At 69.4% G+C, this 26,751-nt stretch carries 22 protein-coding genes and 3 pseudogenes; 14 read left to right on the forward strand and 11 right to left on the reverse strand.

The genetic code is table 11. The features are described 5' to 3' along the window. Positions 1–239 precede the first annotated feature (239 nt). Positions 240–515: pseudogene (locus ACWGJB_RS17235) on the reverse strand (DUF6233 domain-containing protein); the annotation flags it as partial. A 244-nt stretch (positions 516–759) separates the two neighbouring features. Continuing rightward, on the reverse strand, positions 760–1,311 hold the full coding sequence (locus ACWGJB_RS17240) for a TerD family protein (protein WP_453380976.1): 552 nt from the start codon (positions 1,309–1,311) through the stop codon (positions 760–762). Positions 1,312–1,566: 255 nt separating this feature from the next. On the opposite strand from ACWGJB_RS17240, the pseudogene ACWGJB_RS17245 reads away from it, so the two are divergent. Both ACWGJB_RS17245 and ACWGJB_RS17250 read left to right on the forward strand, forming a co-directional pair. Next, positions 1,567–2,918: pseudogene (locus tag ACWGJB_RS17245) on the forward strand (NF041680 family putative transposase). Positions 2,919–2,990: 72 nt separating this feature from the next. Continuing rightward, positions 2,991–3,266: pseudogene (locus tag ACWGJB_RS17250) on the forward strand (MarR family winged helix-turn-helix transcriptional regulator); the annotation flags it as partial. Here ACWGJB_RS17250 and ACWGJB_RS17255 read toward each other — a convergent pair. Together ACWGJB_RS17255 and ACWGJB_RS17260 are read right to left on the reverse strand one after the other, a co-directional pair. After that, positions 3,239–3,439: a hypothetical protein gene (locus ACWGJB_RS17255; protein ID WP_453380977.1), complete on the reverse strand. Its 201-nt coding sequence runs from the start codon at positions 3,437–3,439 to the stop codon at positions 3,239–3,241. The pseudogene ACWGJB_RS17250 and the gene ACWGJB_RS17255 overlap by 28 nt on opposite strands. 315 nt (positions 3,440–3,754) lie before the next feature. Next, positions 3,755–4,336, reverse strand: coding sequence for a DNA-3-methyladenine glycosylase (locus ACWGJB_RS17260; protein WP_453380978.1), 582 nt, complete (start codon positions 4,334–4,336; stop codon positions 3,755–3,757). 203 nt (positions 4,337–4,539) lie between these two features. Here ACWGJB_RS17260 and ACWGJB_RS17265 point away from each other — a divergent pair, with 203 nt between their 5' ends. Then, positions 4,540–4,848: a nuclear transport factor 2 family protein gene (locus ACWGJB_RS17265; RefSeq protein WP_453380979.1), complete on the forward strand. Its 309-nt coding sequence runs from the start codon at positions 4,540–4,542 to the stop codon at positions 4,846–4,848. A 72-nt stretch (positions 4,849–4,920) separates the two neighbouring features. Here ACWGJB_RS17265 and ACWGJB_RS17270 read toward each other — a convergent pair whose 3' ends face one another. The 4 genes from ACWGJB_RS17270 to ACWGJB_RS17285 form a co-directional block, all read right to left on the reverse strand. Continuing rightward, a complete protein-coding gene (locus ACWGJB_RS17270) occupies positions 4,921–5,925 on the reverse strand; it encodes a GlxA family transcriptional regulator (RefSeq protein WP_453380980.1) in 1,005 nt (334 codons plus the stop codon). Between the two features lie 627 nt (positions 5,926–6,552). After that, positions 6,553–8,085 carry an SLAC1 family transporter gene (locus ACWGJB_RS17275; protein WP_453380981.1) on the reverse strand — a complete coding sequence of 511 codons (1,533 nt, stop codon included), beginning with the start codon at positions 8,083–8,085 and terminating at the stop codon, positions 6,553–6,555. Positions 8,086–8,214: 129 nt separating this feature from the next. Further along, positions 8,215–9,723, reverse strand: coding sequence for a CoA-acylating methylmalonate-semialdehyde dehydrogenase (locus tag ACWGJB_RS17280; protein ID WP_453380982.1), 1,509 nt, complete (start codon positions 9,721–9,723; stop codon positions 8,215–8,217). A gap of 336 nt (positions 9,724–10,059) precedes the next feature. Beyond that, the gene (locus ACWGJB_RS17285) at positions 10,060–10,515 is read right to left on the reverse strand and encodes a DUF6884 domain-containing protein (RefSeq protein WP_453380983.1); all 456 of its coding nucleotides are present in this window, start codon (positions 10,513–10,515) and stop codon (positions 10,060–10,062) included. Positions 10,516–11,009: 494 nt separating this feature from the next. Between ACWGJB_RS17285 and ACWGJB_RS17290 the strand changes: the two genes are divergently transcribed. Further along, a complete protein-coding gene (locus ACWGJB_RS17290) occupies positions 11,010–13,730 on the forward strand; it encodes a multifunctional oxoglutarate decarboxylase/oxoglutarate dehydrogenase thiamine pyrophosphate-binding subunit/dihydrolipoyllysine-residue succinyltransferase subunit (RefSeq protein ID WP_453380984.1) in 2,721 nt (906 codons plus the stop codon). A gap of 1,152 nt (positions 13,731–14,882) precedes the next feature. Here ACWGJB_RS17290 and ACWGJB_RS17295 read toward each other — a convergent pair. The 3 genes from ACWGJB_RS17295 to ACWGJB_RS17305 form a co-directional block, all read right to left on the reverse strand. After that, on the reverse strand, positions 14,883–15,083 hold the full coding sequence (locus ACWGJB_RS17295; RefSeq protein ID WP_453380985.1) for a hypothetical protein: 201 nt from the start codon (positions 15,081–15,083) through the stop codon (positions 14,883–14,885). A 216-nt stretch (positions 15,084–15,299) separates the two neighbouring features. Continuing rightward, positions 15,300–15,602 (reverse strand): muconolactone Delta-isomerase family protein, encoded by a 303-nt coding sequence (locus ACWGJB_RS17300; protein WP_453380986.1) that lies wholly within the window; start codon positions 15,600–15,602, stop codon positions 15,300–15,302. Positions 15,603–15,642: 40 nt separating this feature from the next. Beyond that, the gene (locus ACWGJB_RS17305; protein ID WP_453380987.1) at positions 15,643–16,521 is read right to left on the reverse strand and encodes an ABC transporter substrate-binding protein; all 879 of its coding nucleotides are present in this window, start codon (positions 16,519–16,521) and stop codon (positions 15,643–15,645) included. 683 nt (positions 16,522–17,204) lie between these two features. Between ACWGJB_RS17305 and ACWGJB_RS17310 the strand changes: the two genes are divergently transcribed. From ACWGJB_RS17310 to ACWGJB_RS17355, 10 genes are all read left to right on the forward strand, one after another. Then, on the forward strand, positions 17,205–18,401 hold the full coding sequence (locus ACWGJB_RS17310) for a CaiB/BaiF CoA transferase family protein (RefSeq protein ID WP_453380988.1): 1,197 nt from the start codon (positions 17,205–17,207) through the stop codon (positions 18,399–18,401). Positions 18,402–18,429: 28 nt separating this feature from the next. Then, positions 18,430–19,317, forward strand: coding sequence for a TIGR03619 family F420-dependent LLM class oxidoreductase (locus ACWGJB_RS17315; protein WP_319752710.1), 888 nt, complete (start codon positions 18,430–18,432; stop codon positions 19,315–19,317). 24 nt (positions 19,318–19,341) lie between these two features. Beyond that, positions 19,342–20,790, forward strand: coding sequence for an aldehyde dehydrogenase family protein (locus ACWGJB_RS17320; protein WP_453380989.1), 1,449 nt, complete (start codon positions 19,342–19,344; stop codon positions 20,788–20,790). Further along, a complete protein-coding gene (locus ACWGJB_RS17325) occupies positions 20,772–22,394 on the forward strand; it encodes an AMP-binding protein (protein ID WP_453380990.1) in 1,623 nt (540 codons plus the stop codon). Before ACWGJB_RS17320 ends, ACWGJB_RS17325 begins: the two co-directional genes overlap by 19 nt. Positions 22,395–22,508: 114 nt before the next feature. Beyond that, positions 22,509–22,979 (forward strand): VOC family protein, encoded by a 471-nt coding sequence (locus ACWGJB_RS17330; RefSeq protein ID WP_351812294.1) that lies wholly within the window; start codon positions 22,509–22,511, stop codon positions 22,977–22,979. 27 nt (positions 22,980–23,006) lie between these two features. Next, entirely contained in the window at positions 23,007–23,813 is an 807-nt protein-coding gene (locus tag ACWGJB_RS17335; RefSeq protein WP_453380991.1) for an IclR family transcriptional regulator, read from the forward strand. Positions 23,814–23,903: 90 nt separating this feature from the next. Beyond that, positions 23,904–24,572 carry an NADPH-dependent F420 reductase gene (npdG, locus tag ACWGJB_RS17340; RefSeq protein WP_319752705.1) on the forward strand — a complete coding sequence of 223 codons (669 nt, stop codon included), beginning with the start codon at positions 23,904–23,906 and terminating at the stop codon, positions 24,570–24,572. Next, complete coding sequence (locus ACWGJB_RS17345) at positions 24,569–24,892, forward strand: NIPSNAP family protein (protein ID WP_453380992.1); 324 nt, start codon at positions 24,569–24,571, stop codon at positions 24,890–24,892. Before npdG ends, ACWGJB_RS17345 begins: the two co-directional genes overlap by 4 nt. A gap of 128 nt (positions 24,893–25,020) precedes the next feature. Next, the gene (locus tag ACWGJB_RS17350) at positions 25,021–26,085 is read left to right on the forward strand and encodes an LLM class flavin-dependent oxidoreductase (protein WP_453380993.1); all 1,065 of its coding nucleotides are present in this window, start codon (positions 25,021–25,023) and stop codon (positions 26,083–26,085) included. Next, a complete protein-coding gene (locus tag ACWGJB_RS17355) occupies positions 26,082–26,735 on the forward strand; it encodes an enoyl-CoA hydratase/isomerase family protein (RefSeq protein ID WP_453380994.1) in 654 nt (217 codons plus the stop codon). The genes ACWGJB_RS17350 and ACWGJB_RS17355 overlap by 4 nt, the downstream gene beginning before the upstream one ends. Positions 26,736–26,751: the final 16 nt, after the last annotated feature.

Below are 26,751 nucleotides of genomic sequence, written 5' to 3' on the forward strand. Positions count from 1 at the left end.
GATACCGGCCGTCCTGGCACATCCGTTCGAACCGGGCTGGGTCCTGGACGGATCGGCGGATGGGGGGCGGTGAGTCGGCCGAGGTGTCCGGGCATGGGTTCCCCGGTCACAGTGGACAGTGCGATAACGGCGCGGCCGCCGGGTGCGGCGTGCACGGGGTCACCGGCTAAGTCGACGATGTGCAGGGAGGTGTCCGGGCGGCAGATCGGGCAGGCCGACACCCCGTCGGTGGTGAGGAGGCGGCGGGCGTCGTCCTGGCCGACCGGCTGTGTCCGGGGGCCGGTCATGCCGCAGTCGCCGAGGTGCACGGCCAGGGGATGCCCCGTGGCGCGGGCGAGTTCGAGGATCCAGTCCGGCGCCGGCGGGCGGCGCGCCCGGCCGCGGTTCTCTTCGGCCTGCCGCTGCCGCAGGTCGGCGGCCTTGCGGTCGATGCGCTCCAGCCACATGGCATGCCAGATCCGCAGCGTCTGGAGCCGCTCCAGGTCGTCCGGAAGATCCCGCGAGTTGTCGAACATATTTTTGATTCTAGGTGCGCGACCGCGACCTCCGCTCTCGCGTGTTTGATTTTCTGTTCGATACTGTGACGAGGGAGGTGAGTGCTGGATGCGTGCGGAGTCGACGGGGCGTCGGCCGGGTGTGGTGATGCATGTGCGCTGCCCGGACCGGCTGTCGGAAGAGGGCTACCGGCAGCTCCGGTCGGTTCCGACAATTGCCTCATTCCCTGGTCGAGTGGGCCGCTATGCTCACCCGCCGCGCAAGTTATTCGACGTTGACCCCATAGGCGAGGCCGTCGAGCCCATCTGCCCAGCCTTGGCCGAGGGCTCGGAGTTTCCACACCGGGTGGCCGTCGGCAAGGTGCTGGTAGAGCTCGGCGATGACCATGGCGCGGATGGAGGGGTCTGCGGGAGGCTTGAACGTCCAGGCAGTGCCGCCTGCACAGTCGAGGTCCAGGGTTGCGTGGGTGAGGGATCCGCAGGTCAGGCCGGTTTCGACGTCCATGTTGATCGCGATGGCGATCCGCTGCACGCGGTCGGGCAGGGCGGACAGATGGATGGTGTCGCGTTCGACCGTGTGGGGGCCCTCCTGCTGTTTGCCGAGGAGGCGGGCGCCGCCGTCTGCAGCGGACGGCTGGTTGTAGAAGACAAAGTCCTCGTCACCGGAGACCCTGCCGTCGTTCCCGACCAGGAACAGAGTGAGGTCGGCGTCGGCGCCAGCGAAGCTGAAAGAGACGTGAATTTCCCTGCCGGGCTTCTTCGGGCAGGACGAGGGTCTGGCCCGGGACGAGGACTGCGGACACGGTTGGAGGAGCAACGGGTGTGGGACGTGACGGAGAGGGAGTCCGTTGCTTCCACTCGGTGAATGATCGGATCCGGTACGGGCCGTCGGCCCTGGCCGGGGAACCGGAGGGGGTGTTGGCGCCGAGGGTGATGTCAAGGAACACACACGTCCAGCACGAAGGCCGTGAGGATGAGTCTGCTGCATCACGACGCCCGGTCGGAGACATTGGCGCAACTGTCATGCTTCCGGGGCGAGTTCTACTCCTGTCTGGCCGCTCGTTCGGACGCGTTGTTCGAGCTGGCCGATGCCGTTCTGTGCGGCGACGGACCGGTGAGGTCGCTGGCTGAGCTGTCGCTGGTGGGTGAACATCGCCGAGGCCATGGCGGGCTCTACGCCGCCCTGGCCCGTGGACGCATCGACGCCGGCCGGCTGCGGCGGGCACTGGCCGAAGTCCCACTGCCACGGGCTGCCGACGGCCGGCTGGTCCTGGCCGTCGACATCACCTGCTGGCTACGCCCCGACGCCCACACCTCACCACAGCGGATCCTGCGCCACACCTACGGCCGGGGCAAGGACCAGCACATCCCCGTCCCCGGCTGGCCCTACTCGATCATCTGCGCGCTCGAGCCAGGCCGCAGCTCATGGACCGCACCCCTGGACGCACTGCGTCTGACGCCCGGGGACGACACGTCACCGCCCGGCAGCTGCGCGAGCTGCTCCAGCGACTGATCACCGCGGGGCAGTGGCAGACGGGCGACCCGGACATCCTCATCGTCGCGGACGCCGGATACGACGCACCCCGCCTCGGCTTCCTCCTCAAAGACCTGCCCGTGCAGGTGCTGGCCCGGATGCGATCAGACCGCGTCCTGCGCAGGGCCGTCCCACCCCGGCTGCCGCACACCCAGGGCCGACCGCCCCGGCACGGCGGCGAGTTCGTCTTCGGGCAGCCCGACACCTGGGGCACCCCGGACACCGAAACCGTCACCGAAACACGCCTCTACGGCCAAGCCACCGCCCGCTCATGGAACCGGCTCCACCCCAAACTGACCCACCGCTCCTCCTGGGCAGCCGCCGACGGCACCCTCCCGATCGTCGAGGGAACAGTGATCCGCCTGGACATCGCCCACCTGCCCAGCGGAGCAACACCCAAGCCGGTCTGGCTTTGGTGGTCCGGCACCGACGCCACCACGGCGGACGCCGACCGCCTCTGGCAGGCATACCTGCGACGCTTCGACATCGAGCACACCTTCCGCCTGTTCAAGCAGACCCTCGGCTGGACCTCCCCGAAGATCCGCACCCCCGAGGCGGCGGACCGGTGGACCTGGCTGATCCTCGCCGCCTACACCCAACTGCGGCTCGCCCGCCCGCTGGCAGCCGACCTGCGTCGGCCCTGGGAGAGACCAACCTCGCCGGACAGGCTCACCCCCGCCCGAGTCCGCCGCGACTTTCGGCACATCCGCCCACAAGCCGCCTGTCCGGCCCAAGCACCGAAACACTCCCGCCCCGGCCCCGGACGGCCACCGGGCCGAAAGAACACCCGACCCACACCCCGCCACGACGTGCACACACCGCGCAAAACACCATCGGCGAACCAGCGAACGAAGAAGCCAACCACCCCACGACCCCGCCGCACGGGTTAAAGATCAAGCTAGATTGGGTGCACCGTCGCTCTGGGAGACACCAAATCCAGCGCGCTGATTCCCTCTGAAGCGTTGAACAGTCAAGAAGGTGTCGGCGTCGACCTGGAGACGTCACTGGGCTACCTGCTCAAAGAAGCGTCGAGCGCCCTCCGCGCGGCCATGGAAGAGGTGCTGCGGCCGCTCGGGATGAGCGTGACGCACTACTCCTGTCTCGAGCTGCTGGCGCAGCGGCCGGGCTTGTCGAACTCCGAGCTCGCGCGGGGCGCGTTCGTGACACGGCAGACGATGAACGTGCTGCTCCAAGCCCTGGAACGAGACGACTACGTGACCAGGCCTGCGGAGGCACCGTTGACGACCCATGCCAGGCCCGTGGTCGTGAAGCCGAGATCGTGCTGGATGGGAGGCAGCGCGACATTGACCACGGTCACGTCGAGGAGCAGCATCACCTGCACCAGGCAGATGATCCCGAGCGCGCGCCATCTGCGCGGATCCGGTTCGGGAGTGGGACTGATCGGAGTCATCACTGATTCCCTTCTGTTCGGCCGGGCCGCCGCCGTGCCCCCGGACGCCGTCTCAGGAGGCGAGGGCGCGAGCCGACCCGGCCCACGGACATTTCCTGAGGTGTTCAACTCGCAGGCGCCGGGTGTGCGTGGCCGCGGACCACGACAGGGAGATTGCACATGTGGTCTTCGCTGCGGGCTCGTCGCCGATCCCGGTGCCGGTACCGGGATCGATACCGGAGCGAATCCGAAACACCTTCGGGTGCCGCCGCCTCCGAGAAACGGCGTCGGCACCTGCGGTGTCCCAGTAGGGATGGAGGAGTCAGCCCCGCGCCCTCATCCCCCGGCGGTACCCTGGGTGCGCCCGATAGGGGCTGACACCCCTGCATCGCATGCTGACTGCCCGTCATGGCGCAGATCGCCGATGCCCAACGCCCGGGCGAGGTTGGCCGGCCCACGCGCCAGGTCGTGCGCCCGCACCCCAGGTCCCCGGCGTTCTTGCGCCACGTCTGCTCCCTCCACGACGGTGCCGGCCCGGAGCAGCACCGAAGCGGGACGCCGCCCCGGTCCGCAGACGGCGTTCAGGCACCGATGCACTGCGTGCGTCCGGTACACATAGAACGTCCCCGGGGCACCGAACTCCGCTCGATTGGTCCGGTTCGGGCCCCGGAACGCGTGCGAGGCCGGATCGTCCGGCCCCTCGTACGCCTCGACCTCGGTGATACGCACCGCCGTCACGCCGCGCTGCGAGCGCGAGAACACGAGAGCCCCCAGGAGTTCGGGAGCCACTTCAAGGGCGGGCCGGTCGAAGAAGTGCTCGCGCAAGGCGGGCCGCCCTGCCGACGCCGCCCCTGGCCCATTGAACGCTCGCAACTGCTCGTGATCGGTCCCGCCCGGGACCGTCATGTTCTCTGTCAAGCCGGTGCCTCCTGTCGAGATTCCGGGTCGCCGGATCCCGCGACCTCACAGTCCCAGCGCACTCCTTGCGTCACTCCATGGCCATAGAAGCTGCCGTGGAGCGCTCGGATACGGACTTTCGAGCCAGATGCCCGCCATGCCGTTAGAAGAGGGAACAGGCTTCGGAGCGAGGTGACTTCGAGGCCGAGCATGCGATCTACGCTGTGGACGCGATGCTGGACCATCCGCAGTCGAGTGACCGTTTCCGGGGCCGCGAGACGATCGCGGCGCAACGCGGCGGGCACCCGGCCGACCGGCACTTCACCCTGCGCATCACCGGCCACGCGCATGTATGGGTGAGTGAAGGTGTCACCATCTACGGTGGTGCGCCTTCGTACGCGGTGACTGTCATGGGATTCGTCGGCCATCAGGTCGTGCACGAGACGCAGTACTTCGCCGCTCTTTTCGGCACGCCCGCGTGGCGGGCGGCGCTCGCGGAGCCGACGCCGGGGCGGACCATCGAGGAGGCCTGATCGGCCTCGTCCGGCAAGGCCGGGCTGTCGGATTCCGGCGATTGCCTGTGTTCGCCGCACACCTCCAGGGCATCAGGCGCGTTTGCCGTCGCCCGCGGTGTGCGTGGTACGGAAGCGTGCCCGGTAGGCCCCCGGCGTGATGCCCAGGTTGCGCGTGAATGCGCGGCGCAGCGACTCCGGTGAGCCGAAGCCGGTGCGCCGGGCCACCGTGGCCATGGGGTTGTCGCTTTCCTCCAGCATCGCCTGGGCGGCTTCCATGCGGACCTGCTCGACATAGCGGGCCGGGGTCATGGTCATCTCGTCGTGGAACAGGCGCGTCATGTGGCGGGGGCTCACACCCGCCCGGCGTGCCATGGCGGCAAGGGTGTGGGGGGCGGACGGGTCTTCGGCGACCGCGTCCAGGATCCGGCGCAGCATCTCCTGTCTCGCGTGCGGGGTGTGAGTACGGACACTGAACTGCGACTGGCCGCCCGGCCGCTGCATGAACACGACCATGTCCTTGGCCACGGCGCGGGCGACGTCGGCCCCGAGGTGCTCTTCGACCAGGGCGAGCGAGAGGTCGATGCCCGAGCTGACGCCGGCCGAGGTCATGATGTGGCCGTCGCGCACGAACAGGGCGTCCATCTCCACGGTCACCTGCGGGTAGCGCAGAGCCAGCTGGTCGGCGAAGCGCCAGTGCGTGGTCGCCTTGCGTCCGTCGAGCAGGCCGGCCGCGGCGAGGAGGAACGCCCCGGTGCAGACGGACGCGGTGCGGCAACTGCATGCGTCGAGCTCCCCTATGGCGTCCAGCAGGGCGTCGTCCTTGATGAGAGACGGCCACTCCGGGCCGCCGGGGATGACGACCACATCGCTGGCCCCGCGCACCTGCGCGGCCGCCAGGTCGACGCGCAGTCCGGTGCCGGATGCGGTGACCACGTCGGCGCCGTCCGGGGAGACCGTATGCACGCGGTACCGGCCGCCGAACTCGTTGGCCGTCGAGAACACCTCGATCGGACCGGTGACGTCGAGCAGCCGGACGCCCGGGAAGACCAGCACGGTCACCAGCAGCGGCTTCCTGCCTGTCGGCCTGTCCTTCATCGTGCGCCTCCCGAATGGAACTGGGACCCACAGTGGAGGACACCATCATCCGCCCGGGGACGCCGCCCGCGCCCGTGCTGAGCGTCGTCCGCGTCGCCGCGGGATGATGCTGCGTTCCTTTGTATGGGTCGAGGCGTCGAGTTTCGGCGCCTCACCCGCTCTTAGCGGTTTCCTGCAGTGGCGTCATGGCCACATATGCGGCCACGACAAGCTCGGATGAGGACATCAGCATCCGGCCGGCACTCACGGGTCTGCTCGGTGCTCGATGTCCTGGTGCGAGGGCGTCATGGCGCGTGCTGTTCTGTGGCGGGAGCGGTGCTTCGACACAGCGTCGAGGCCGCCAACAGGCCGAAGTCTCCGTGCCGGCCGGTGAGAGCCGACCACGCCCCCTGCCGGTCGCCCGGCGACGATCCCCTTGGCGCCTGCGTCACCGGCACCAGCGCGCTCGCCGCCCGTACCGGCTCGAAGCTGTTCGTCTGGACTGCCGTCGTCCTGTACGTCCTGCTCATCGCGGCCTGGGCGGTGGTCGCCTGGTACTCCCTGCGCCATGCCGTCCGGCAGCGTGCGCGCCCGAATGTCAGGGCCCGTGCAACGCTCCGGATGACACTGAGACAGCGTGACCCGCCCCTACGGCAGCGCCCCGGGCGCCGTCGAGGCCGTGCTCTGCGGGCGGGCCGTCTGCCCCACACCGGCGGATCCGTGCGCGGTCGTGGGACGGGCCCGGAGCTTGGCGGCGACCATGGCGGCGAACACGACAGCCCAGAACACTGCGGCGATCCAGACCTCCCAGCGGCCCACGCTCGTCATCCACGAGGTAGTGGTCGCGCGTCCCAGCTCGTGCGTGGTGACCGCGTACATACCGACCGGGAAGACGAGGTTCCACCAGCCGAGTTCGTAGCGCAGAGGGATGCGGCGCAGCGCGTGCCGCCATACGCCCAGTGCCAGCAGGAGCGGGATCAGCCAGCTTGAGAACGCCCACAGGACGACGGACGCCCCGATGACGAGCGGACGCGACAACATCGTGCTGCCGAGCGGGAGTGCGATCAGCCGGACTCCGGCGAGCACGGCGATCGCCGCCGCCCCCATGAAGATCCATACGGACGTCATGAGGCCTTCCGGCCGCACCGGCCGGGCCAGCAGCCGGGCCAGGACCAGTGCGGCGGTCAGCAGGTACTGCATCATGCCGACGGCCCAGCACACCACCGCCAGCACGGCCAGTACGTGTCCCGGGGTCACCCAGGCCAGCGAGGACGCTGCGACCGCAACCGACTCCGATCCCACTGCCCACAGGAACCAGGTGCCGTTCACCTGGTCGAGCGAGGGGCCTCGCTTGAGGGTGGTGATGAGCGCGAGCGGGATGCCGTAGTCCAGCACCACCCACCCCAGCGTCCCGAACGCCAGGAACGCCCCGGCGACTGCGGTGTGGCGGTCCGGCACAAAACGTGCGGCCAGCACGTTCGAGGAGATCGCGAGCGTGAGGAATGCGAAGGCACGCGGCCCGAGGAGATCCGCGACGAACCGCTCGCGCCGGCGCAGCAGCCGCCAGCCGTAGGCGGGCACCAGTAGCGCGAAACCGGCCACGGCCACCCACAGCAGTATGGCAGAGGCGGTGCTGGCGCCGTTGACGTACAGGGCGGTGGAGACGATGCCGGTGCCCATGACGAACGCGAGCGCGCCCGGGTTGAGGTTGGCCACCGCGGCGGAGACGGCCGCGCGGTATCCGGGCGGCCGGGAGCCGGGCGGGGTACGCCCGTGCTTGGGAAGGGCGGCATCCGGACGCCACTCATCGTGAGAGCCGGGTTCGGTGAGCCATTCGGCCAGGACCGTGGTATGGCTGTGGTCCATGTCCTGGGTGACGGTCAGCAGGGTGAGGCTGCGGTGTTCGGCCAGGTCCCGAAGTCGGGCAGCCGCGTACCGGTGCCGTTGATCACCCAGTTCGGTGAGATAGCGGCGGCGGAACTCACCGAACAGCTGGGGGTTGTTGCCGTACCAGCGCTGCAGTTCGACGGACGGTGCGACCTCCCGCAACCACGCGTCGAGTGGTGCGCCCTGCCTGCGCATGCCTTCCGGCCATGCCCGGTCGACCAGCACGCGCTCGCCGACCTCGCCGTCCACGCGTGGCGTCTGCTCATCGATTCTGCGGCAGATGATCCTGGTCATGACGCGTCCTCCGGCCGCACTCGCCGTAGCATCATTTTACTGGTAGGTCGTAGCCCGGCTGACTGCATGGTGGGGCAGGACCGAAGGCGCAGCCACCCGGCGCGACCAGCGCGTGCGGGCCTGCGGCGGTCAGTGGGACGCGGGGAAGCCCAGGTCCGGGCCGGCCGGCGTCTCGGCCGGGTCCGGCCAGCGGCTCGTGATGACCTTGCCGCGCGTGTAGAAGTGCGTGGCTTCGCTGCCGTACATGCGGTGGTCGCCGAAGGCCGAGTCCTTCCAGCCGCCGAAGGAGTGGTAGCCCACCGGCACGGGCATCGGCACGTTCACGCCGACCATGCCGGTTTCGACCTCCAGCTGAAACCGGCGGGCCGCGCCGCCGTCGCGGGTGAAGATGGCGCTGGCGTTGCCGTAGGGGGAGCCGTTGATGATGGCCATGGCCTCCTCGTAGGTCTCTGCGCGCAGCACGCACAGGACGGGACCGAAGATCTCGTTCCGGTAGGCGTCCGAGTCTGTGCTGACCTTGTCGAGGAGCGAGATGCCCATCCAGTGCCCGTTCTCCAGGCCCTCGACGGTGAAGCCCCTGCCGTCGAGTATCACGTCGGCTCCCTGGGCGGCCGCACCCGCGACATAGTCTGCGACCTCGTCGCGGTGCGCCTTGGTGATGAGTGGGCCCATGTCGGCCGTGGGGTCGTTGCCCGGGCCGATCTTGATTTTTGTAGCCCTCTCGGCGATCCGGGACACCAGCGCGTCGCCCGCCGAGCCGACCGCGACTACCACGGAGACTGCCATGCAGCGCTGACCTGCGGAGCCGTAGGCTGCGGTCACGGCGGCGTCGGCCGCCGCGTCGAGGTCGGCGTCGGGCAGGACCAGCATGTGGTTCTTCGCTTCGCCGAGGGCCTGGACACGCTTGCCGCTGGCGGACGCCCTGGTGTACACGTGGCGGGCGACAGGCGTGGAGCCCACGAACGAAACGGCCGCCACGTCCGGGTGGTCGAGGAGCGCGTTCACCGCGACCTCGTCACCGTGCAGAATGTTGAGCACACCGTCGGGCACGCCGGCTTCGGCCGCGAGTTCCGCGAGGAGCATGGACGCGGACGGGGCCTTGCTGCTCGGCTTGTGGACGAAGGTGTTCCCGCAGGCGATCGCCATGGGGAACATCCACATGCTGATCATCGCGGGGAAGTTGAACGGTGAGATGCCGACGATCACACCGAGCGGTTGGCGGATCGACGCGACGTCGATCTGGCTCGACACCCCCGTGGACGTCTCGCCCTTGAGCGCCGTGCCGAGCCCGCAGGCCAGTTCGACGATCTCCAGGCCCCGGGCCACCTCGCCCAGCGCGTCCGCGTGGGTCTTGCCCTGCTCGGCGGTGATCAGCGCGGCGAGGTCGTCGCGGCGCGCGTTCAGCAGCTCGCGGTAGCGGAAGAGGATCGCGATCCGGTGCGCGAGCGAGGACGTGGGCCAGGTGGCGTACGCCTGCTTCGCCGCGGCGACCGCAGCGTCGACCTCGTCGGCGCCGGCCATCGCAACCTGCGCGGTGACCTCCCCGGTCGCGGGGTCGGTGACGGGGCCCCAGGTGCCGGAGGCGCCTGGGGCGTCACTGAACGGCTTGCCATTGATCCAGTGGGTGACGGTCTTCATCGGAGGAACTCCTTCAAGGATGACGGCGGCGGGCCGCGCGGTTCTTGTTCGGACGCCCCACCACGCCCGTGTGAGTAGGGCGGCTGACATCGAAGCTACCGAGCCGAATTGCACGTGCAGGCGCTTCGGAGCCTCCCGGCCCGAAGTGCCTCCCTCAGGTCCCGTACCGTTGTGGCGTGGTTCACCCGCCTGCCGAGCGCCGCCGTGTTCGCCACGTGTTCGAAAATGGCCTGGGGCGGGGCCGGCTTCTACGGCTGAGGCGCATCGCTGTGCCCGTTGACCGGTACTCAAAGGGCTGCTCAGGGCCGAATCTCCTCCGCCTCTGCGCACAGGGCATCACCTTCGGTGCCGAGCTTGCCCTTCGCGTATCGCTGCAAGGCGGGCCATTTGCTCGCCCATGCCGCGCGTCCCGGCCAGCGGCGTGCGGGCGTGCGGCCAGACCGTGTGGACCAGGGCCGTATGCCGCGCGCCACCGAGGGCGACGACGGGGTCGAGGTGTACGACGTTGCGCTCGGTTGCCTGTTCCAGGAGAAGCCGGGCTGTTGTCGAACCGGCCGTGCCATGGGGTGTGTCGTACGGCTCGATGACGTCCTCGAGGTCCAGGAGGCCGTAGCGTGTCGAGAGGATGAGCAGACGCTCGGGCTGGAGCGCTTCGGCTGGCCTGCGGCACGCACGGTGGTAAGAGCCGAGGTACATGTCTGCCGCTCGCGCGGGCCATCCCAGTTTGCGGCTGCCACAGGGGATGACAACGAGTTCCGGTCCGAGACAGTCGACATGCTCGTATGCGGTCATGGCTGCTCTCCTGACTGTTTGTGGGTGGTGTTGCGTGTCGTCGCGGTGACAGCGGCGACCAGGCCGGGTACAAGGTGCCGGCGCACGGGCGGCTGTCGGGCGGCCCATGAGAGGGGGCGGGGTGTGGCTTGCGTTTCACACAACCAGGCTTCGCACAGCAGCGATCTCGGCCGAGTGGACTTGAAGCCCTCGGATCAGGACACGAGGTGACCCTGCGCCTCGGCTGTGCGGCGGCGGCATTCCGCGCGGGCATCGGCTCCCCGGCCCGATGTCCATATACGAGGTAGTTATGACCGGTCTGGCTCTTCGGCTCAGCTCTCCCGGCGCCCTACCGTCGTCAGCGGGAAGTGGGCGAACGGGTTGACCTCCGCAACGGATGCGAGGTCTTCGGACACGTAGGCGGATGACAGCCTGACCGCGTCCGGCACCGACGGCTCCGACTGAGGGAAGAAGGCGTTCCAGCTGTGGCCTCGCAATCACGCACCGGTCGAACGGTGGCTCACCGACTGGAGTTCGGGCTCAATGAGTGGGTCGTGGACGAGCAGCGACAGCGGTACCTGCACGACCAGGGCTCGGTCGGTCAGTCATGGAGGGACTTCTTCGCCTCCCCGGCCTCCTTGGCAGGCGGAGAGGGAAGTACCGCCATGGCCGTCGGGAGTGACGACGGGAATGAGGCGGCGGTCAGGGCGGTCCGGGCTGCGGCGCTGATCCACGCGTATCGAGTGCGCGGCCACTTGGTGGCCGCCACCGACCCTCTCACGTCGCAGCCCGCCGCCGCACATCCAGAGCTCGACATCGCCGCTTTCGGACTCCACGATGTGGACCGGGAAGAGAAGTTCGTCGTGGACGGGTTCGCCGGGCACGACGCGATGACTCTTCAAGACGTTGTGGACAGCCTGCAGGAGTTCTACTGCCGCACCGTCGGGTTCCAGTACATGCACATCCAGGACTCCCGCGAGCGTCACTGGATCCAGCAGCGGATCGAGGGACCGCAGCGTCGGCCCGACCGCGCCGAACAGTTGCAGATCCTCTACCGGTTGGGTGCGGCGGAAGCGTTCGAGACGTTCCTGCAGACCAAGTACGTGGGCCACAAGCGGTACTCGCTCGAAGGCGGCGAGTCGGCGATCGTACTGCTCGATGCCCTGTTGCTCCGCGCCATCGAGGAAGGCGTGGGGGAAGTCGTCATCGGGATGGCCCACCGTGGCCGACTCAATGTCCTGGCCAACATCGTGGGCAAGTCCTACGCGCAGATCTTCCACGAGTTCGAGGACGCGGCGGACATCCGTTCGGTCCAGGGATCCGGGGATGTGAAGTACCACCTCGGCGCGGAGGGCACCTACCGTGCCCTGCAAGGCGGCACGATCGCCGTCTCGGTCGTGGCGAACCCGTCGCATCTGGAGATCGTGGGGCCGGTGGCTCAGGGAGTCGTGCGCGCAAAGCAGGACCTCGCAGGGGACCGCGGCCGGCGTTTCCCGGTACTGCCGGTCGTCATGCACGGTGACGCGGCGTTCGCCGGCCAAGGCGTGGTCGCCGAGACCCTGAACATGTCGCAGCTGCCCGGCTACCGCACGGGTGGGACGGTTCACGTCATCATCAACAATCAGGTCGGCTTCACCACCACACCTGCCAACGGCCGTTCGAGCACGTACGCCACCGATGTCGCAAGGACGGTGGAGGCCCCGATCTTCCACGTCAACGGTGACGACCCGGAGGCCGTCGCCAGGGTCGCGCAGTTGGCCTTCGACTACCGCCAGGCGTTCCACAAGGACGTCGTGATCGATCTCGTCTGCTACCGGCGGCATGGGCACAGCGAGGTCGACGACCCGTCCATCACACAGCCGGTGATGTATGACCGCATCGACGCCAAGGCTTCGGTGCGCGGGCTGTACGCCGAGGTGCTGGTCCGACGAGGGGACATCGGCGAGCGGCAGGCGGAAGGCGCACGCCGGAACTACCAGGAGCATCTTGAGCGGGCCTTCGCCGAGACCCGGGCCCTGCCCCTCTCCGACGCCCTCGATGGCGTCCGTTCCGGCGACGCCGAGGAACGGGCCGTCGACCATCGGGCTGTGACCGCGATCGACGAAGCGGCCGCCCGGCACGTCATCGGTTCGCAGACCGACCTGCCACGAGACTTCACCGTGCACCCGCGTGTCCTGCCACAGCTCCAGAGGCGTACGGCCATGCTCGACACCGGGGCGATCGACTGGGCCACCGCGGAGACACTGGCGATGGGCTCCCTGCTGCTGGAGGGGGTTCCGGTGCGGCTGGCGGGGCAGGACTCGCGCCGCGGCACGTTCGGCCAACGCCACGCCGTACTCACCGACCGGCGCACCGGCGCGGAGCACACGCCGCTGAACACCCTGGTCCCGCGGGCCCAGGGCTTCACACCGTACGACTCGATGTTGTCCGAACTGGCGGCGCTGGGGTTCGAGTACGGGTACTCGCTGGCGCGCCCCGACGCTCTGGTGCTGTGGGAGGCCCAGTTCGGGGACTTCGCCAACGGCGCTCAGACGGTCGTCGACGAGTACATCGCGTCATCCGAACAGAAGTGGGGACAGCGCTCCGCGGTGACGCTGTTGCTGCCGCACGGCCTGGAGGGGCAGGGGCCGGACCATTCCTCCGCCAGAATCGAACGCTTCCTTCAGCTGTGTGCACAGGACAACATGACCGTCGCCCTGCCCTCCCTGCCGAGCAACTATTTTCATCTGCTCAGGCAGCAGGGGCTGGGCGACCGCACCAGGCCGCTGATTGTCTTCACCCCGAAGTCGATGCTGCGGACGAAGGCCGCGACCTCCACGCTGGCCGAGTTCACACAAGGCGGCTTTCGACCGGTGATACCGGATCACACGGTGGACCCGGCCCGGGTCAGGCGTGTGCTGTTGTGCTCGGGCAAGGTCTTCTACGACCTCGATGCCCACCGGCACAGCTCCGGCCTGTCGGACACGGCGATTGTCCGTGTGGAGCGCCTGTACCCGTTCCCCGGGGAAGAGCTCGTGGCGGAACTCGGCCGCTTCCCTGCCGGTGTGGAGGTACGTTGGGTGCAGGAGGAACCCGAAAACCAAGGAGCGTGGTTCTTCGTCGGGCCGCGCCTGCACCGGCTGGGCGACCACGCCCCTGAGTGTGTCAGTCGACCGGAGGCACCTGCCCCCGCCGTCGGCTCCGCCCGTCGCCATGCCATCGAGCAGAACGCCCTGGTGACATCGGCTTTCCACTGAGTGTCCGCCGACGGTGCAACGACGGGGCGCCTCCGCATGTGAGCGCGCCCCGTCCCGCGGTGCGTCATCGGCGGCTGTCATCAGTGGGACCGGTTGTGCCTGAGACGCACTGACGGCTTTCCGAGCCGCGCCCGGTTCTTCCGGGTCCGCCGGGGCCGCGCGTGTTGCGGCGACGTGGCGTAGTAAGTGCCGGACACCACCGCCCACGCCGCGGAGAGCACGGTGTAGAGCGAGTACCAGCCACAGCAGATCGAAGCCACACACCGAGCCCGCCCAGCGCAGCCGTGGCCGGCGTACCCGGTGTGGTCGCCGACTGGGCCAAGGCCCCCACGAGGTTCGTTCGTTCGGTCGTTGCCTGGTCGGCGTAGTGCTTCTCTGCGAGGTTGGCCTCGGCCCGGGTGGTGAAGATGCGGCCGCGGATGCATTCCGTTTGGATCCCCCCGGGCGGGGATGCCCGTGGACGTACTTGGCTTCGACGTCGGCAATCGGCTCCACCGAATTGGCAATTGTTGGCGCCGACGGGTGTCCGATGACGGTCTGCGGTGGCCCCATCCCATGGCCGTACCCGCAGGCGAGCGGCAGTGGGGCCGCTGAACGACGTCCGCGCCGGACGTACTCGCCGCCGGGTTCGGGCGGCACGACATCTGCCTTGACGACGGCCGCGTCCACGAGATCCGCTCCCTGAAGCGGCCGCGGCCAAGGCCAAACAACCTGTTCCGATTCCCCAGGACGCCTCGGCGCTGGACGATCTTGAATGCCCGGCGGCTGCACGCGACGTGAGGGAGCAGGGGAGGCCATCAAGTGGCCGCGCACTCGGTACGCGTGGACGAGCGGCGCAACACGCCCCGGCCTTGACGGTCGCCTCGCCTCGGTCGTCACGTCTCACGGCCGTGGCGGCACAGAAGCCGTCCACGTCTGATCGACCGAGGAGGGGTTGTGCAGAACGCCTCCTTTCCTCAAGCGGAGTTGTCGATGCCGGTCGCGGTCGGACCGTCATCCGACTACGAGCTGAGCGATCACATCCCTTGTGGAGCGACCCCTCGACCACGTCGCGCCGACAACACCAAGGCGCCGGGACAGCTCAGATGGATGGGATCACGTGCCGTAGCTGGCGGACAGGCGCCGCCGACATCGTTCCACAGGTCCTGATGTCTAGGCTGTGGTGGCCGCGGCGCGGTAGAACTCGGCCGCGGTGACGGTGGCGGGGACACCGAGTTCGGCAGCGACCGCGGTGATCGCCTTGTCGCCGACAGCGAGGTCGGCCTGGCCGTCCGTGGTGAAGTACGGCGCGATGAACGTGTCGTAGTGAGCTCGGGCTTCTTCCGCGGTCTGACCACCGAGGAACGTGTGCATGTGTCGCACCGTGGTGTCGGCGTCGTCGTGGATCACCTGAAGTGCGCGCCGGTGGGCTCGTACGACGGCCTGGACCCAGCCACTTCCGGAATCGGCTTCCCGGTCTCGCGACCGCGGCAGGCGGCGAACCCCGGTCTCCCTCCGTGGGCACGCACTGCCCCGCACACCCGCCGACCGCTCCGACCGCAGCCGGGCAGGTGCACGGAGGAAGAAAAGTCAGACGGTGGTGTCCGCCTTGCCAGGGTCGCTCGGGTGCGACTCAAGAGGGGTGACGACGGACGTCATCCAGGACCACAGCGGCAAGGTGCTCAGGATCCTGTCACGCAACTCGGCCTCGTCGTTGGCCCGCCACAGGGCGATGCTGCGCATCTCACCCACCGGACGCCAGATCCGGACCAGGTGGCCGGAGGCGATCAACTCGACGGCCCGGGCGGCCTCCGCGGCGCGACGGCGGTCGACCTCGGCCGCCTCGGTGTCGTCGGGAATGTTGGTGGTGACCTCGATCAGGAACTCTTTCACAAGCCGGCCTTTCTCTGATGCTGCGAAAAGACACCGCGGCCTAAGCCGTGGTGGGTCGGGTGCGATAGAAATCCGCCGCGGTGAACGTGGCGGGCACGCCCAGTTCGGCGGCGACCGCTTTGACGGCCGTCTCGGCGGTGGCGAGGTCCGCCTGACCGTCGATGCTGAACGACGGGGCGATGAACCTCTCGTAGTGCGCCCGGACTTCCTCTTCCGTGTGTCCGTTGAGGAAGGCCTGGAGATACCTGACCGTGGTGTCGGGCTCGTCCCGGATCACGCGTAGCGCGCGCCGGTGGGCCAGCACGACGGCCTGGACCGCGGGGTCCTCCGGATCGGTGTAGGTCGGGTCGACGGACACACCGACGGTCGGGATCTGGAAGAGGTCACCGGCGAAGGCCAGCACCCGCCAGCCGTTCTCGGCGGCCACGGCTTCGGGCACCAGGGTGTCGCCCACCACCGCGGCGTCGATCGTGCCCTCGTGCAGCCTGCGCAGGTCCATGCCGTAGTCGCCGGGTGCACGGACGATGGTCTCGACATCGCGGTCCGGGTCCAGTCCGGCCTGGCGCAGCATGATGCGGGTGAAGCAGCCGGGCCCGGTGTGGTGCGGATGCACGGCCAGACGCTTCCCGGCCAGGTCGGCCAGCGAGTCCAGGCCGGCCCGGGCGAGGAACCAGAACTGGGGCTGCTGGGTGTTCACATTGAGCGCGACCCATGGGATGCCGCCGACCAGCCGGGACAGTAGCGTCCGGCCCAGGCCGATGACGGCCCCGCGGCGCAGCCGCTCCGGGTCCCAGATCGAGCCGTCCCGCAGGGCGACGTGGACACCGGCGTCGGCGTAGAAGTCCTGCTGGTCCGCGATGTAGGTGACTAGCTCCTCGTGGGGACCGCGCCCCACGTAGGTGAGATCGATCGTGTGCATGAACGCCTTCCTCAGAGGTGGCTGTGTCCTGTAGGCGGTCCGCCCGCCGGTCGCATCCGGGCGGGCCCGGCGGAGGTTTGTCCGGGACGGGGGTGTCGCTGCAAGGACGTCCTGTCGCGACTCGGCCGGAATGATGCTGCTGGTGTGGAATGCGCCACATGTCCGCTGTGCGGATGTGGGTGGCCCGGCGGCCGGCCGCCGACCGTGCGGGGCGCTGGAAACCCGGGAGCTTCGGGGTACCGAAGGATCTCCCGCACGGCAGGGCAAAGGCGGCAGAACGGGCCAATTCCCCGGGGGTGTGGGTGATCGGCAGCACTGTACACGCCGTCGCCGGTGCGGCTGGACGTGTGAGCGAAACTCCCGGCGAGCGGCGGATTCCTTGATCGACTCCCGTTGGCCGAGGTCTCTTCGCGGCTCCTCCGGGCTCGGCCGGGGTCCTCGCCACTCTCCGGTGATGCGCCATCAGTTCGACTCCAAGTTGCCGTCAGGTGAAGCGATCTGGCGATGTGTCAGGCCTGCGCGCCGGCCCTTCGGTCCGGTCGTCGGCGCCCCGGCGCCAGGGCCCCGGGACGAGAGGGCCTTCTCGGGAAGTCCCCAGGCGAGTCTTGACGCCGATGAACACCCTACCTATCGTCGTTCCAAATGCTGGCGCGAGTTCGAGATAATGAACACGGTGGTCAAGGATGACTCAGCAGGTTCGGGCTTTGGCAGGAACGCGGGTGATCGACGCCGCGACGATGGTCGCGGGCCCGCTGGGCGCGTCGATCCTGGCTGACTTCGGTGCCGACGTGGTCAAGGTGGAGCCCATCGCAGGGGACGAGTCCCGTACGTTCGGCCCCGGCCGAAACGGCATGAGCGGTGTCTACGCCGGGGTCAACCGGAACAAGCGGGCGATCGCACTCGATCTGCGCACGGAGGAGGGCCGGGAGCTCTTCCACGAGCTGTGCGCCGGCGCCGACGTGCTGATCGAGAACATGCTCCCCGCTGCCCACGCCAAGTTCGGCCTGACCGCCGAGGAGCTTCGGGAGCGCCACCCCCACCTGATCTGCCTGAACGTGAGCGGTTACGGCGACAGCGGCCCGTCGGCCGGCCGGCCCGCGCTGGATCCTGTCGCCCAGGCCCTCACCGGCATGATCCAGGCCACCGGGGACTCCGACGGCCACGGCATCAAGGCCGGCCCGCCGGTGGCCGACAGCTCGGCCGGATACCTGGTCGCCGTCGCGGCCCTGGTCTCGCTCTTCGCGAAGCAGAAGACCGGAGCCGGCCAGAACGGGTCGGTGTCGCTGGTGGCCTCGCTGTTCCACCTTCAGTCGCCGTGGCTGGGCCAGTACATGCTGGCCGACTACGTGGCACCGCGCGTCGGCAACGCGAGCAACTTCTACGCGCCGTACAACGCGTACGCGACGCGCGACGGCGGGGCCGTCCACATCGTCGCCTTCAACGACCGGCACTTCGAGCGGTTCGTGAAGGCGGCCGGCGCCGAGCACCTGCTCGACGACGAGCGGTTCACGAGCGCGGCGAGCCGGCTGGCCCACCGCGAGGAACTCGACGTGGTGCTCGCACCCTGGTTCGCCGAGCGTGACCGGGACGACATCGTCACCCTGCTCACCGACCAGAACATCATCTGCGCCCCGGTCCTCGCGTACGACGAGGCCGTGGAGCACCCCCAGATCCGCGCGCTCGAACTGGTCGTCGACCTGGAGAGCAAGGCCCTCGGCGAGGTCCGGGTGCCGGGCCTGCCGATCAAGCTGTCGGACACTCCCGGCCGTGTGGAGCGTCCGCCGACCGCCCTGGGCGAGCACACCGCCGAGCTTCTCAAGGAGCTCGGCCACAACGACCAAGACATCGCACGGCTGCTGGCCGCGCGCGTCGTCCGCTGAACTCACAACGTCCTGACAGGAGCATCACATGAAGGTTGGTATCAGGATCCCCGGCGCCGGTCCCTGGGCCGGACCGGACGCGATCAGCGAGGTCTCCCGCTACGCGGAGAAGATCGGCTTCGACTCGCTGTGGATGACTGACCACGTGGCCCTGCCCACGAAGGTGGAGACGGCCTACCCGTACACCGCCGACGGCAAGTTCCTCTGGGCGCCCGAAACCCCCTACCTGGACTGCCTCACCGCGCTGACCTGGGCCGCGGCCGCGACGGAGACCGTCGAGCTGGGCACGTCCTGCCTGATCCTGCCGTGGCGCCCGCTGGTACAGACGTCGAAGACGCTGGTGAGCATCGACGTCCTGTCCAAGGGCCGCCTGTCCGTCGCCATCGGCGTCGGCTGGATGAAGGAGCAGTTCGAGGCGCTGGGCGCGCCGTTCAAGGACCGCGGCCGCCGGGTGACCGAGATGGTCAAGGCCATGCGCCAGATGTGGACCGAGGACGAGGTCTCCTGGGACGGCGACTTCTACAACCTGCACGACTTCATGATGTTCCCCAAACCCGTGCGCGGCACGATACCGGTCTGGTTCGCCGGCTACAGCGAGGCGTCGCTGCGCCGTATCGCCGCCATCGGTGACGGCTGGCACCCGCTGGCCGTGGGCCCGGAGGACTACGCGGGCTACCTCGCCACGCTGAAGTCGTACGTGGAGCAGGCCGGCCGCGACATGAGCGAGATCACGCTCACCGCGCGCCCGCTACGCAAGGCGCCCTACAACGCCGAGACGATCGAGGCGTACGGCGACCTCGGTGTCACCCACTTCATCTGCGACACCTCGTTCGAGCACGCCACGCTCGAGTCCGCGATGGAGGAACTGCAGGCTCTCGCCGAGGCGGTCCTGCCGACCGCGCACCGTCTCCCCTGAGGCCCGAACGAAGGAGACCCGATCATGCGTGCACTCACCTCCAGTGTTCCGCTGGTCCTCGGTGACCAGCTCACAGACGCCTCGAACGGAGCCACGTTCGAGACCGTCAACCCCGCCGACGGCAGCGTCATCGCGAACGTCGCCGAGGCGACCGTGGACGACGTCGCCCGCGCCGTCGAGGCCGCGCGAGCCGGCGCCAAGGCCTGGCAGCGGATGCGGCCCTCGCAGCGCACCCGTCTGATGCTGCGCTACGCGGCGCTCATCGAAGCGAACAGGGAGCGGCTCGCCGAGCTGCAGACCCGCGACATGGGCAAGCCGATCCGCGAGTCCGCGACGATCGACCTGCCGGTCATGGTCGAGACCGTGGAGTACTTCGCCGGCCTCGTGACCAAGATCGAGGGGCGGACGACCCCGGCCCCCGGCCGCTTCCTGAACTACACGGTGCGCGAGCCGATCGGTGTGGTCGGTGCGATCACCCCGTGGAACTTCCCCGCCGTGCAGTCGATCTGGAAGATCGCGCCGGCCCTGGCGATGGGCAACTCCATCGTCCTGAAGCCGGCGCAGCTGGCACCCCTCGTGCCGGTGGCGCTGGGTGAGCTGGCCCTGGAGGCCGGCATCCCCGCCGGCGTCGTGAACGTCCTGCCGGGCCGCGGCTCGGTGGCGGGAAACGCGCTGGTCCAGCACCCGGGCGTCGGCAAGGTCACCTTCACCGGTTCGACCGAGATCGGCCAGGAGATCGGCCGGATGGCGGCGGACCGGCTGATCACCACCTCCCTGGAGCTGGGCGGCAAGTCGGCGCTGGTCGCCTTCGCGGACGCCTCCCCGAAGGCGGTCGCCGACGTGGTCTTCACGGCCATGTACGGCAACCAGGGCGAGACCTGCACCGCGCCCAGCCGGCTCCTGGTCGAGCGCCCGATCTACGACGAGGTCGTGGAGCTGGTCAAGGCACGGGTCGACGCGGCCCGGGTCGGCGACCCGCTCGACCCCGAGACGGAGATCGGCCCGCTGGTCAACGCGGCGCAGCGCGACTCGGTTCACTCCTACGTGGTGTCGGGCGCCGAGGAGGGTGCCCGTCTGCTGGCGGGCAGCACCGAGGCTCCAGCAGAGGGTCCGGGCTTCTTCTACCGGCCGGCGCTGTTCGCGGACGTGGCCCCGGACATGCGGATCGCTCGCGAGGAGATCTTCGGCCCCGTCCTCGGTGTGCTGCCGTTCGAGGGCGAGGAGCAGGCGGTCGAGCTGGCGAACGACACGATCTACGGCCTCGCGGCCGGTGTGTTCACCCGCGATGTCGGCCGGGCCCTGCGCTTCGCGGGGACGCTGGACGCGGGGAACGTGTGGATCAACAGCTGGGGCGTGCTCAACCCGGCCTCGCCGTACCGCGGGTTCCGCCACAGCGGCTACGGCAGTGACCTCGGTCGCAGCGCGATCGAGAGCTTCACGAAGGAGAAGAGCGTATGGGCACGTCTGGACTAGCGCCGCAGGGCGCCGACGTCCCGGTCGTCGCCCGCCTGCGGGAACTGCGGGGCCTCGCCCGGTGGTCACCCGCTCCGGACTACTCGATCGCCCAGGATGCGCTCTTCGCGCAGGATCCGGACGCGGTGGCCGTTCTCACGGCCGGACCGCAGGAAGTCGGCGAGATCACGTTCGGCGAGGTCCAGAGGGCCGCGCTGCGGATCGGCGACGTACTGCGGGCACAGGGCGTCGCCCCGGGCGACCGGGTCGCGCTCTACCTCGACCCCTCGCCGGCCGCGGCGGAGGCCGTCTTCGGAGTGCTGGCCGCCGGGGCGGTGCTCCTTCCGATCCCGCGGCTCATGGCCGGCGGCTCGGTAGCCCACCGCCTGAGCGACTCTGGGGCGAAGGTGCTCGTCACCGACGGGCTGGGTCTTGAGCGGCTGCGGTCGACGGGCTGCGACGTCGAGGGCCGGGTCGTGCTGACGGTCGACGGTACCGAGGGGAAGGGGATCGCCGGCCGGAAGGGCGACGACCACTCCGACGCACCCTGGCCGGCCGGTCCGACGCACCCCGCCCTGCTGATGTACACCTCGGGCACCAGCGGTCCGCCCAAGGGCATCCTGCACGGCCACCAGGTGCTGCTCGGCCACGCCGGAGTGGACTACGCCTTCGAGTTGTTCCAGCCCAGGGACGTCTACTACGGGACGGCCGACTGGGGGTGGATCGGCGGCCTCATGCTGGGGCTCCTCGTCCCGTGGTCGTTCGGCGTCCCGGTCGTCGCGCAGCGGCAGACGCATTTCGATGCGGACGCCACGCTGGACCTGTTCGCGCGGTGCGGCGTCACGACCGCCTTCCTGCCGCCTTCCGTCCTGCGCCTGTTGCAGGCGAACGGCCGGGCGCCCGAGCGCAGGCTGCGTGCCGTCGTCACCGGCGGCGAGCCGGCGGGGCGCTCGGAGATGGCGTGGTCCCGGCTGCACCTGTCGCAGGCCGTGAACAAGGCGTACGGCCAGACCGAGGCGAACGGTCTCATCGGTGACTCGGCGGCGCTGGGCTCCGTCGACGACGACACGATGGGTGCCCCGTATCCGGGTCACACCATCGCGCTGCTCGGCGAGGACGGCCGGGAGGTCGCCCACGGTGAGGTCGGCGAGATCGCCCTGCGGCTTCCCGACCCGGTCGCGCTACTGGGGATCTGGGATGCGAGGACCGAGGGCCCGGTGCCCCCGGCCGGCGACTGGCACCGGACGAACGACCTGGCCAGGCGTGCTCATGGACAGCGCCTGGAGTACCTGGGCCGCGCGGACGACGTCATCAAGAGCCGCGGCTACCGGATCGGCCCCTCGGAGATTGAGGACGCCCTGGTGAACCACCCGCTGGTGGCCGAGGCCGCCGCGGTCGGCATCCCGGACGACAGGATCGGTCAGCGGGTGAAGGTCTTCCTGCGGTTCACCGACGGTGAGGCCGGCGGTGAGGTCGGTGAGGCGCTCCGCTCGGAGCTGTGCGACCTGGTGGCCGCCACGGTCGGGCCGCACGCCAAACCCCGTGAGTTCGAAGTGGTCTCGTCCCTGCCGAGGACGGAGACCGGGAAGCTCCTGCGGCGCGAACTCGCTCCGGCCCGGCACTGACCGGCTCCCTTCCGCGGCGCTGCCGCCCGAGACGGCCGCCCGGCGGCGCGCGTGCCCGGATGGCACCTGCAGACACACATCACGTACAGACACACATCACGAGAGGGACCACCTATGCGTAGATTCTGGCATGTCGGTCTCAACGTCACCGACATGGACCGCACCATCGAGTTCTACCGACTCGTGGGCTTCGAGGTCGTGCAGGACAAGGAGGTCGACGACGCCAACCTCGCGCGGGCGTTCATGATCGACCAGGGCAGCAAGCTGCGCTTCGCGCACATGCGCCTGAACAACGCGCCCGATGAGGCGATGCTCGACATCATCGAGTGGCGCGACGTGCCGGCGACCCGCGAGCGGTCCGTCGCCGACACCGTCAACCCCGGCCTGTGCCGCTTCTCGATCCTCACGGACGACATCCAGGGCGAGTACGACCGCCTGAGCGTCGCGGGCGTCAAGTTCCTGCACACCCCTCAGACCGTCATGGCTCCCGACGGGGTGAACGGGTGGAAGATCCTCTTCGCGGCGGACCCCGACGGTACGCTGTTCCACTTTGTCGAGTTGGTAGGGGACTCAGCCAAGCACTGAGACTTCCCTGACCGGAAAGTAGGAGACGTGGCGAAGGGGCCTTCCGAATCCAGCGACGTGGTCGTCGACGACGATGCCGACCAGGGAGCCGGGGTTCTCGTGCCGGCGGTGTCGCGCACGGTACGGGTACTCGACCACCTGGTCCGGCACGCCGACGGGGCGACGGTCACCGAACTCGCCAAATCGTGTGGGCTGGCCAAGAGCACGGCGTCGAACCTGATCCGGACGATGGTCAGTGAAGGTCTCATCGAGTACAGCTCCGACACCCGGCGCTACAACCTGGGACCGCTGCTCGTGGAGTACGGCGTGGCGGCGGTCACCAGGACCACCCCGGTCGCCGAGGCACGGCCGTTCATGGAGCGGCTGGCCGAGCGGACCGAGCTGGCGTGTCTCGCGATCTCGCCGATGCCCGACGGGCACTTCACCGCGATCGCGAAGATCGAGAGCCGCAAGGACATCAAGATCACCATCGAGATCGGCTCCCGGTTCGACCGGGACGCGCCGCTGCTCAGCCGGCTGACGGACGCGTGGCGTGACGGCGTGCCGGCCGCGGACGATGATTCGCGCCGCGAGGAAGTGCGCTCCCGCGGTTTCGGAGTCGTCTTCGGGGAGTACGCCCCCGAGCTGAACGTCATGGGTTTCCCCGTCTTCGACCGTGACGGGCAGCCCTGCCTCGTGATCAGCCTGCTCGGCATGGGAACGGATCTCACGCCGCAGGACATTGACGAGTTGGCCCCGTACCTGGTCACCGCCGCGCGTGCCATCACGGTGCGCAGTGGCGGCCGGGTACCGGCCGACTACCCGGAGGCGGGCCCGGAGCGATCCGCCGGCTGATCCCACCAGACTCACAGGCCCGGCGCCCGCACCGCCGGGCCTGTGAACCCGCACCGCCGGTCGCGGACACCTTCTTGAGGAGCACGAACCATGGACAGCCACACTATCGCCGTTGTGGGAGGTACCGGTCCACAGGGCAAGGGCCTGGCCCTGCACTTCGCCCGCGCCGGCCACAAGGTCGTCATCGGATCCCGCTCGGCCGGGCGCGCAGAGGAGGCCGCGGCCGAGATCCGCGCGCGGGTCGGCTCGGCCGTCGACGTCCTCGGCCTGGACAACAGGGGTGCCGTCGAGGCGGCCGAGGCCGTCCTGATCGTCGTGCCGTGGGACGGCCACGAGGAACTGATCGGGGCTCTCGCGCCGGTGCTGGCGGGGAAGCTGGTCATCAGCTGCGTCAACCCGCTCGGCTTCGACAAGCGCGGCGCGTACGGCCTGGACGTCGAGGATGGCAGCGCCGCCGAGCAGACGCAGAGGCTCGTGCCCGACGCCGTGGTCGTCGGCGCGTTCCACCACCTGTCCGCCGTCTCCCTGTGGGAGGCCGAGGGCCCCCTCGGTCACGAGGACGTCCTGGTGGTCGGCGACGACAAGGACGCCAAGGAGAAGGTCGCCGCCCTCGCCGCGACGATCACCGGCCGCCCCGGCATCGATGGCGGTGTCCTGCGCCTGGCCCGTCAGCTGGAGCCGCTCACCGCCGTCCTCATCAACATCAACCGGCGCTACAAGACCCGTTCGGGCGTCTCGGTCTCCGGGATCCCGGCATGATCCTCGAACTGCGCGAGTACATCGCGCTGCCGGACCGGACTCAGGACCTGCACCGGCGCTTCGCCGACGAGACCCTGGACCTCTTCAGGGAATTCGGTCTGGACCTCAGGGGTTTCTGGCACGTCGTCGACGACCGGCGGCGGATCTACTATCTGTGCGCGTTCGATGACGTGAACGCAGCAGTCGTGTTCTGGGATGCCTTCAGGGCGGATCCGCGGTGGATCGAGCTGAAGGAACGCAGTGAGGCCGATGGCCTGTTGATCGAGGAAATCGTGAGCACGTATCTCACTGAGCCCGACTACGTGGCAGCTCGTCGCTGATTCTCCGGCGAGGCCGGATGCGGTCGTGCATTCGGCCTCGCCATGACCGGCCGACCGATGTTCGAAATCTCGGCCGGAATGGATTCGCGCATCCCTTTTATTCAGCATTGTGGACAAAGTTCACCATCGTGAATCGAGAGTCGATGATCAAGGGCATTCAGCTACACGCCTGGGCAGGTGGACCGAGCCTGGTCGAGGTCGCCGAGGTCGCCGCTCGGACCTTCGAGACGATCTGGGTCACCGACCAGATGCAGTCGCGAGGAGTGGGCGCCGTCCTGGGGGCGATCGCGGCCAGGACCGGTGCCGGTGTCGGCACTGCGGTGACGTTCCCGTTCGGGCGCAACCCCCTGGAACAGGCGTCCACGATGGCCACGTTGGCCGAGTTCATGCCGGCGGGCCGCCAGGTGAGCATGGGGATCGGCACCGGCGGTGGCCTGGTGCGCGCCCTGATGGAGCGGGGGCAGCCCGTCGGCCGCGTCGCCGAACTCATCAGGTTCTGCCGCGCGCTCTGGCGGGGTGAGAGCGTCCGCATGGGCGACTATCCCCTCACCTGCGCGGACCTGGGCCTGCGTGCGGACGGTCGCGCGTCCCTCGACTGGGTCGACGACCCCGCGGTCCGGGTGATCGTGGCTGGCACGGGTCCCAAGGTCCTTGAGATGACGGGCGAGTTGGCCGACGGCGTGATCTGCGCGAGCAACTTCCCGGCGCACAGCCTCGCGGCCTTCCGCAGCGGCCAGTTCGACGCGGTCAGCAACCTGGCCCGCCTCGACGCCGGCCGGGAGCGCAGCGACCGCCCGGAGTTCACCCGCATATACGGAGTGAACGTGTCCGTCTCGGCGGACCGCGACCGCGCCAACGCCGCCGCCCGCTGGCAGGCCGCCCTGATCGTCTCCCAGCAGCCGCACGAGAGCCTGCAGCAGGTCGGCTTCGAACAGTCCGACTACGCGGCGACCCGCGAGGCCGTCCACGCGGGCAAGGGCATCGCCGCAGCGGCCGAACTCCTGCCCCAGTACGTGGCCGACCAGCTCGTCATCTCGGGAACGCCCGGCGACTGCATCGCGTTGCTCGCCGAACTCCTCGACTACGCCCGCGGGGCCGGCTTCACCGAGGCATACGTCGGAGCCCCCGTCGGCCCGGACCCGGCGGAAGCCGTGGACCTGCTCACCACCGAAGTCCTTGCGGAGCTCATATGAACGCCGTTGCGGACCAGACACCGCTGTGCCTGTCGGAGATCGTGAGCGGCGTCGCGACGGTGACGCTGAACCGCCCCGACGCGCGCAACGCCATGAACATCCCGCTGCTCCAGCAGCTGGTCGCGGCGCTCAAGGACGCCCGCGGACAGGGCGTCGACGTCCTGCTGCTGAAGGCGGAGGGCCCGGCCTTCTGCGCGGGTGCCGACGTGCGGTCGGACGACGGCACCGCGGTGGGCCGGCCCGGCCTGCGCCGGCAACTGATCGAGGAGGCGTGCGACCTCGTCGAAGCGTTCCCCGCCTCGGTCGCCGCCGTGCAGGGCCCGGCCGTCGGCGGCGGATGGGCCCTGGCCGTCGCTGCCGTGGTCACGCTGGCGACTCCGGGCGCGATGTTCCGCTTCCCGGAGCTCCGGCTGGGCTTCCTGCCCCCGGACCAGACGGTCCGCCGCCTGCGGGCCGCCGTCGGTCCCGCGGCGGCGTTCCGGCTGCTGGTGGCGGATGAACGTTTCACCGGAGACGACCTGGCCCGGCTCGGCCTGGTCGACGTAGTCGAGGCCGTGGACCTCGGCCACCGGGCCCGGCACCTCGCCGAGCAGTTCGCGGCCGCACCGTCCGATCTTGTCCGGACCCTTCGGACGGCTCTCACCACCTGACTTCCCCCGCGGCGAC

Source organism: Streptomyces sp. NPDC054813 (genome assembly GCF_053611365.1).

Excerpts from the sequence above, each read along its gene's own strand:
- ACWGJB_RS17255 (WP_453380977.1), bottom strand. The coding sequence starts at position 3,439 with ATGACTCCGATCAGTCCCACTCCCGAACCGGATCCGCGCAGATGGCGC.
- ACWGJB_RS17270 (WP_453380980.1), bottom strand. The coding sequence starts at position 5,925 with ATGAAGGACAGGCCGACAGGCAGGAAGCCGCTGCTGGTGACCGTGCTG.
- ACWGJB_RS17275 (WP_453380981.1), bottom strand. The coding sequence starts at position 8,085 with ATGACCAGGATCATCTGCCGCAGAATCGATGAGCAGACGCCACGCGTG.
- ACWGJB_RS17280 (WP_453380982.1), bottom strand. The coding sequence starts at position 9,723 with ATGAAGACCGTCACCCACTGGATCAATGGCAAGCCGTTCAGTGACGCC.
- ACWGJB_RS17285 (WP_453380983.1), bottom strand. The coding sequence starts at position 10,515 with ATGACCGCATACGAGCATGTCGACTGTCTCGGACCGGAACTCGTTGTC.
- ACWGJB_RS17295 (WP_453380985.1), bottom strand. The coding sequence starts at position 15,083 with ATGCACACGTTCCTCGGTGGTCAGACCGCGGAAGAAGCCCGAGCTCAC.
- ACWGJB_RS17305 (WP_453380987.1), bottom strand. The coding sequence starts at position 16,521 with ATGCACACGATCGATCTCACCTACGTGGGGCGCGGTCCCCACGAGGAG.
- ACWGJB_RS17310 (WP_453380988.1), top strand. The coding sequence starts at position 17,205 with ATGACTCAGCAGGTTCGGGCTTTGGCAGGAACGCGGGTGATCGACGCC.
- ACWGJB_RS17315 (WP_319752710.1), top strand. The coding sequence starts at position 18,430 with ATGAAGGTTGGTATCAGGATCCCCGGCGCCGGTCCCTGGGCCGGACCG.
- ACWGJB_RS17320 (WP_453380989.1), top strand. The coding sequence starts at position 19,342 with ATGCGTGCACTCACCTCCAGTGTTCCGCTGGTCCTCGGTGACCAGCTC.
- ACWGJB_RS17325 (WP_453380990.1), top strand. The coding sequence starts at position 20,772 with ATGGGCACGTCTGGACTAGCGCCGCAGGGCGCCGACGTCCCGGTCGTC.
- ACWGJB_RS17330 (WP_351812294.1), top strand. The coding sequence starts at position 22,509 with ATGCGTAGATTCTGGCATGTCGGTCTCAACGTCACCGACATGGACCGC.
- npdG (WP_319752705.1), top strand. The coding sequence starts at position 23,904 with ATGGACAGCCACACTATCGCCGTTGTGGGAGGTACCGGTCCACAGGGC.
- ACWGJB_RS17345 (WP_453380992.1), top strand. The coding sequence starts at position 24,569 with ATGATCCTCGAACTGCGCGAGTACATCGCGCTGCCGGACCGGACTCAG.
- ACWGJB_RS17355 (WP_453380994.1), top strand. The coding sequence starts at position 26,082 with ATGAACGCCGTTGCGGACCAGACACCGCTGTGCCTGTCGGAGATCGTG.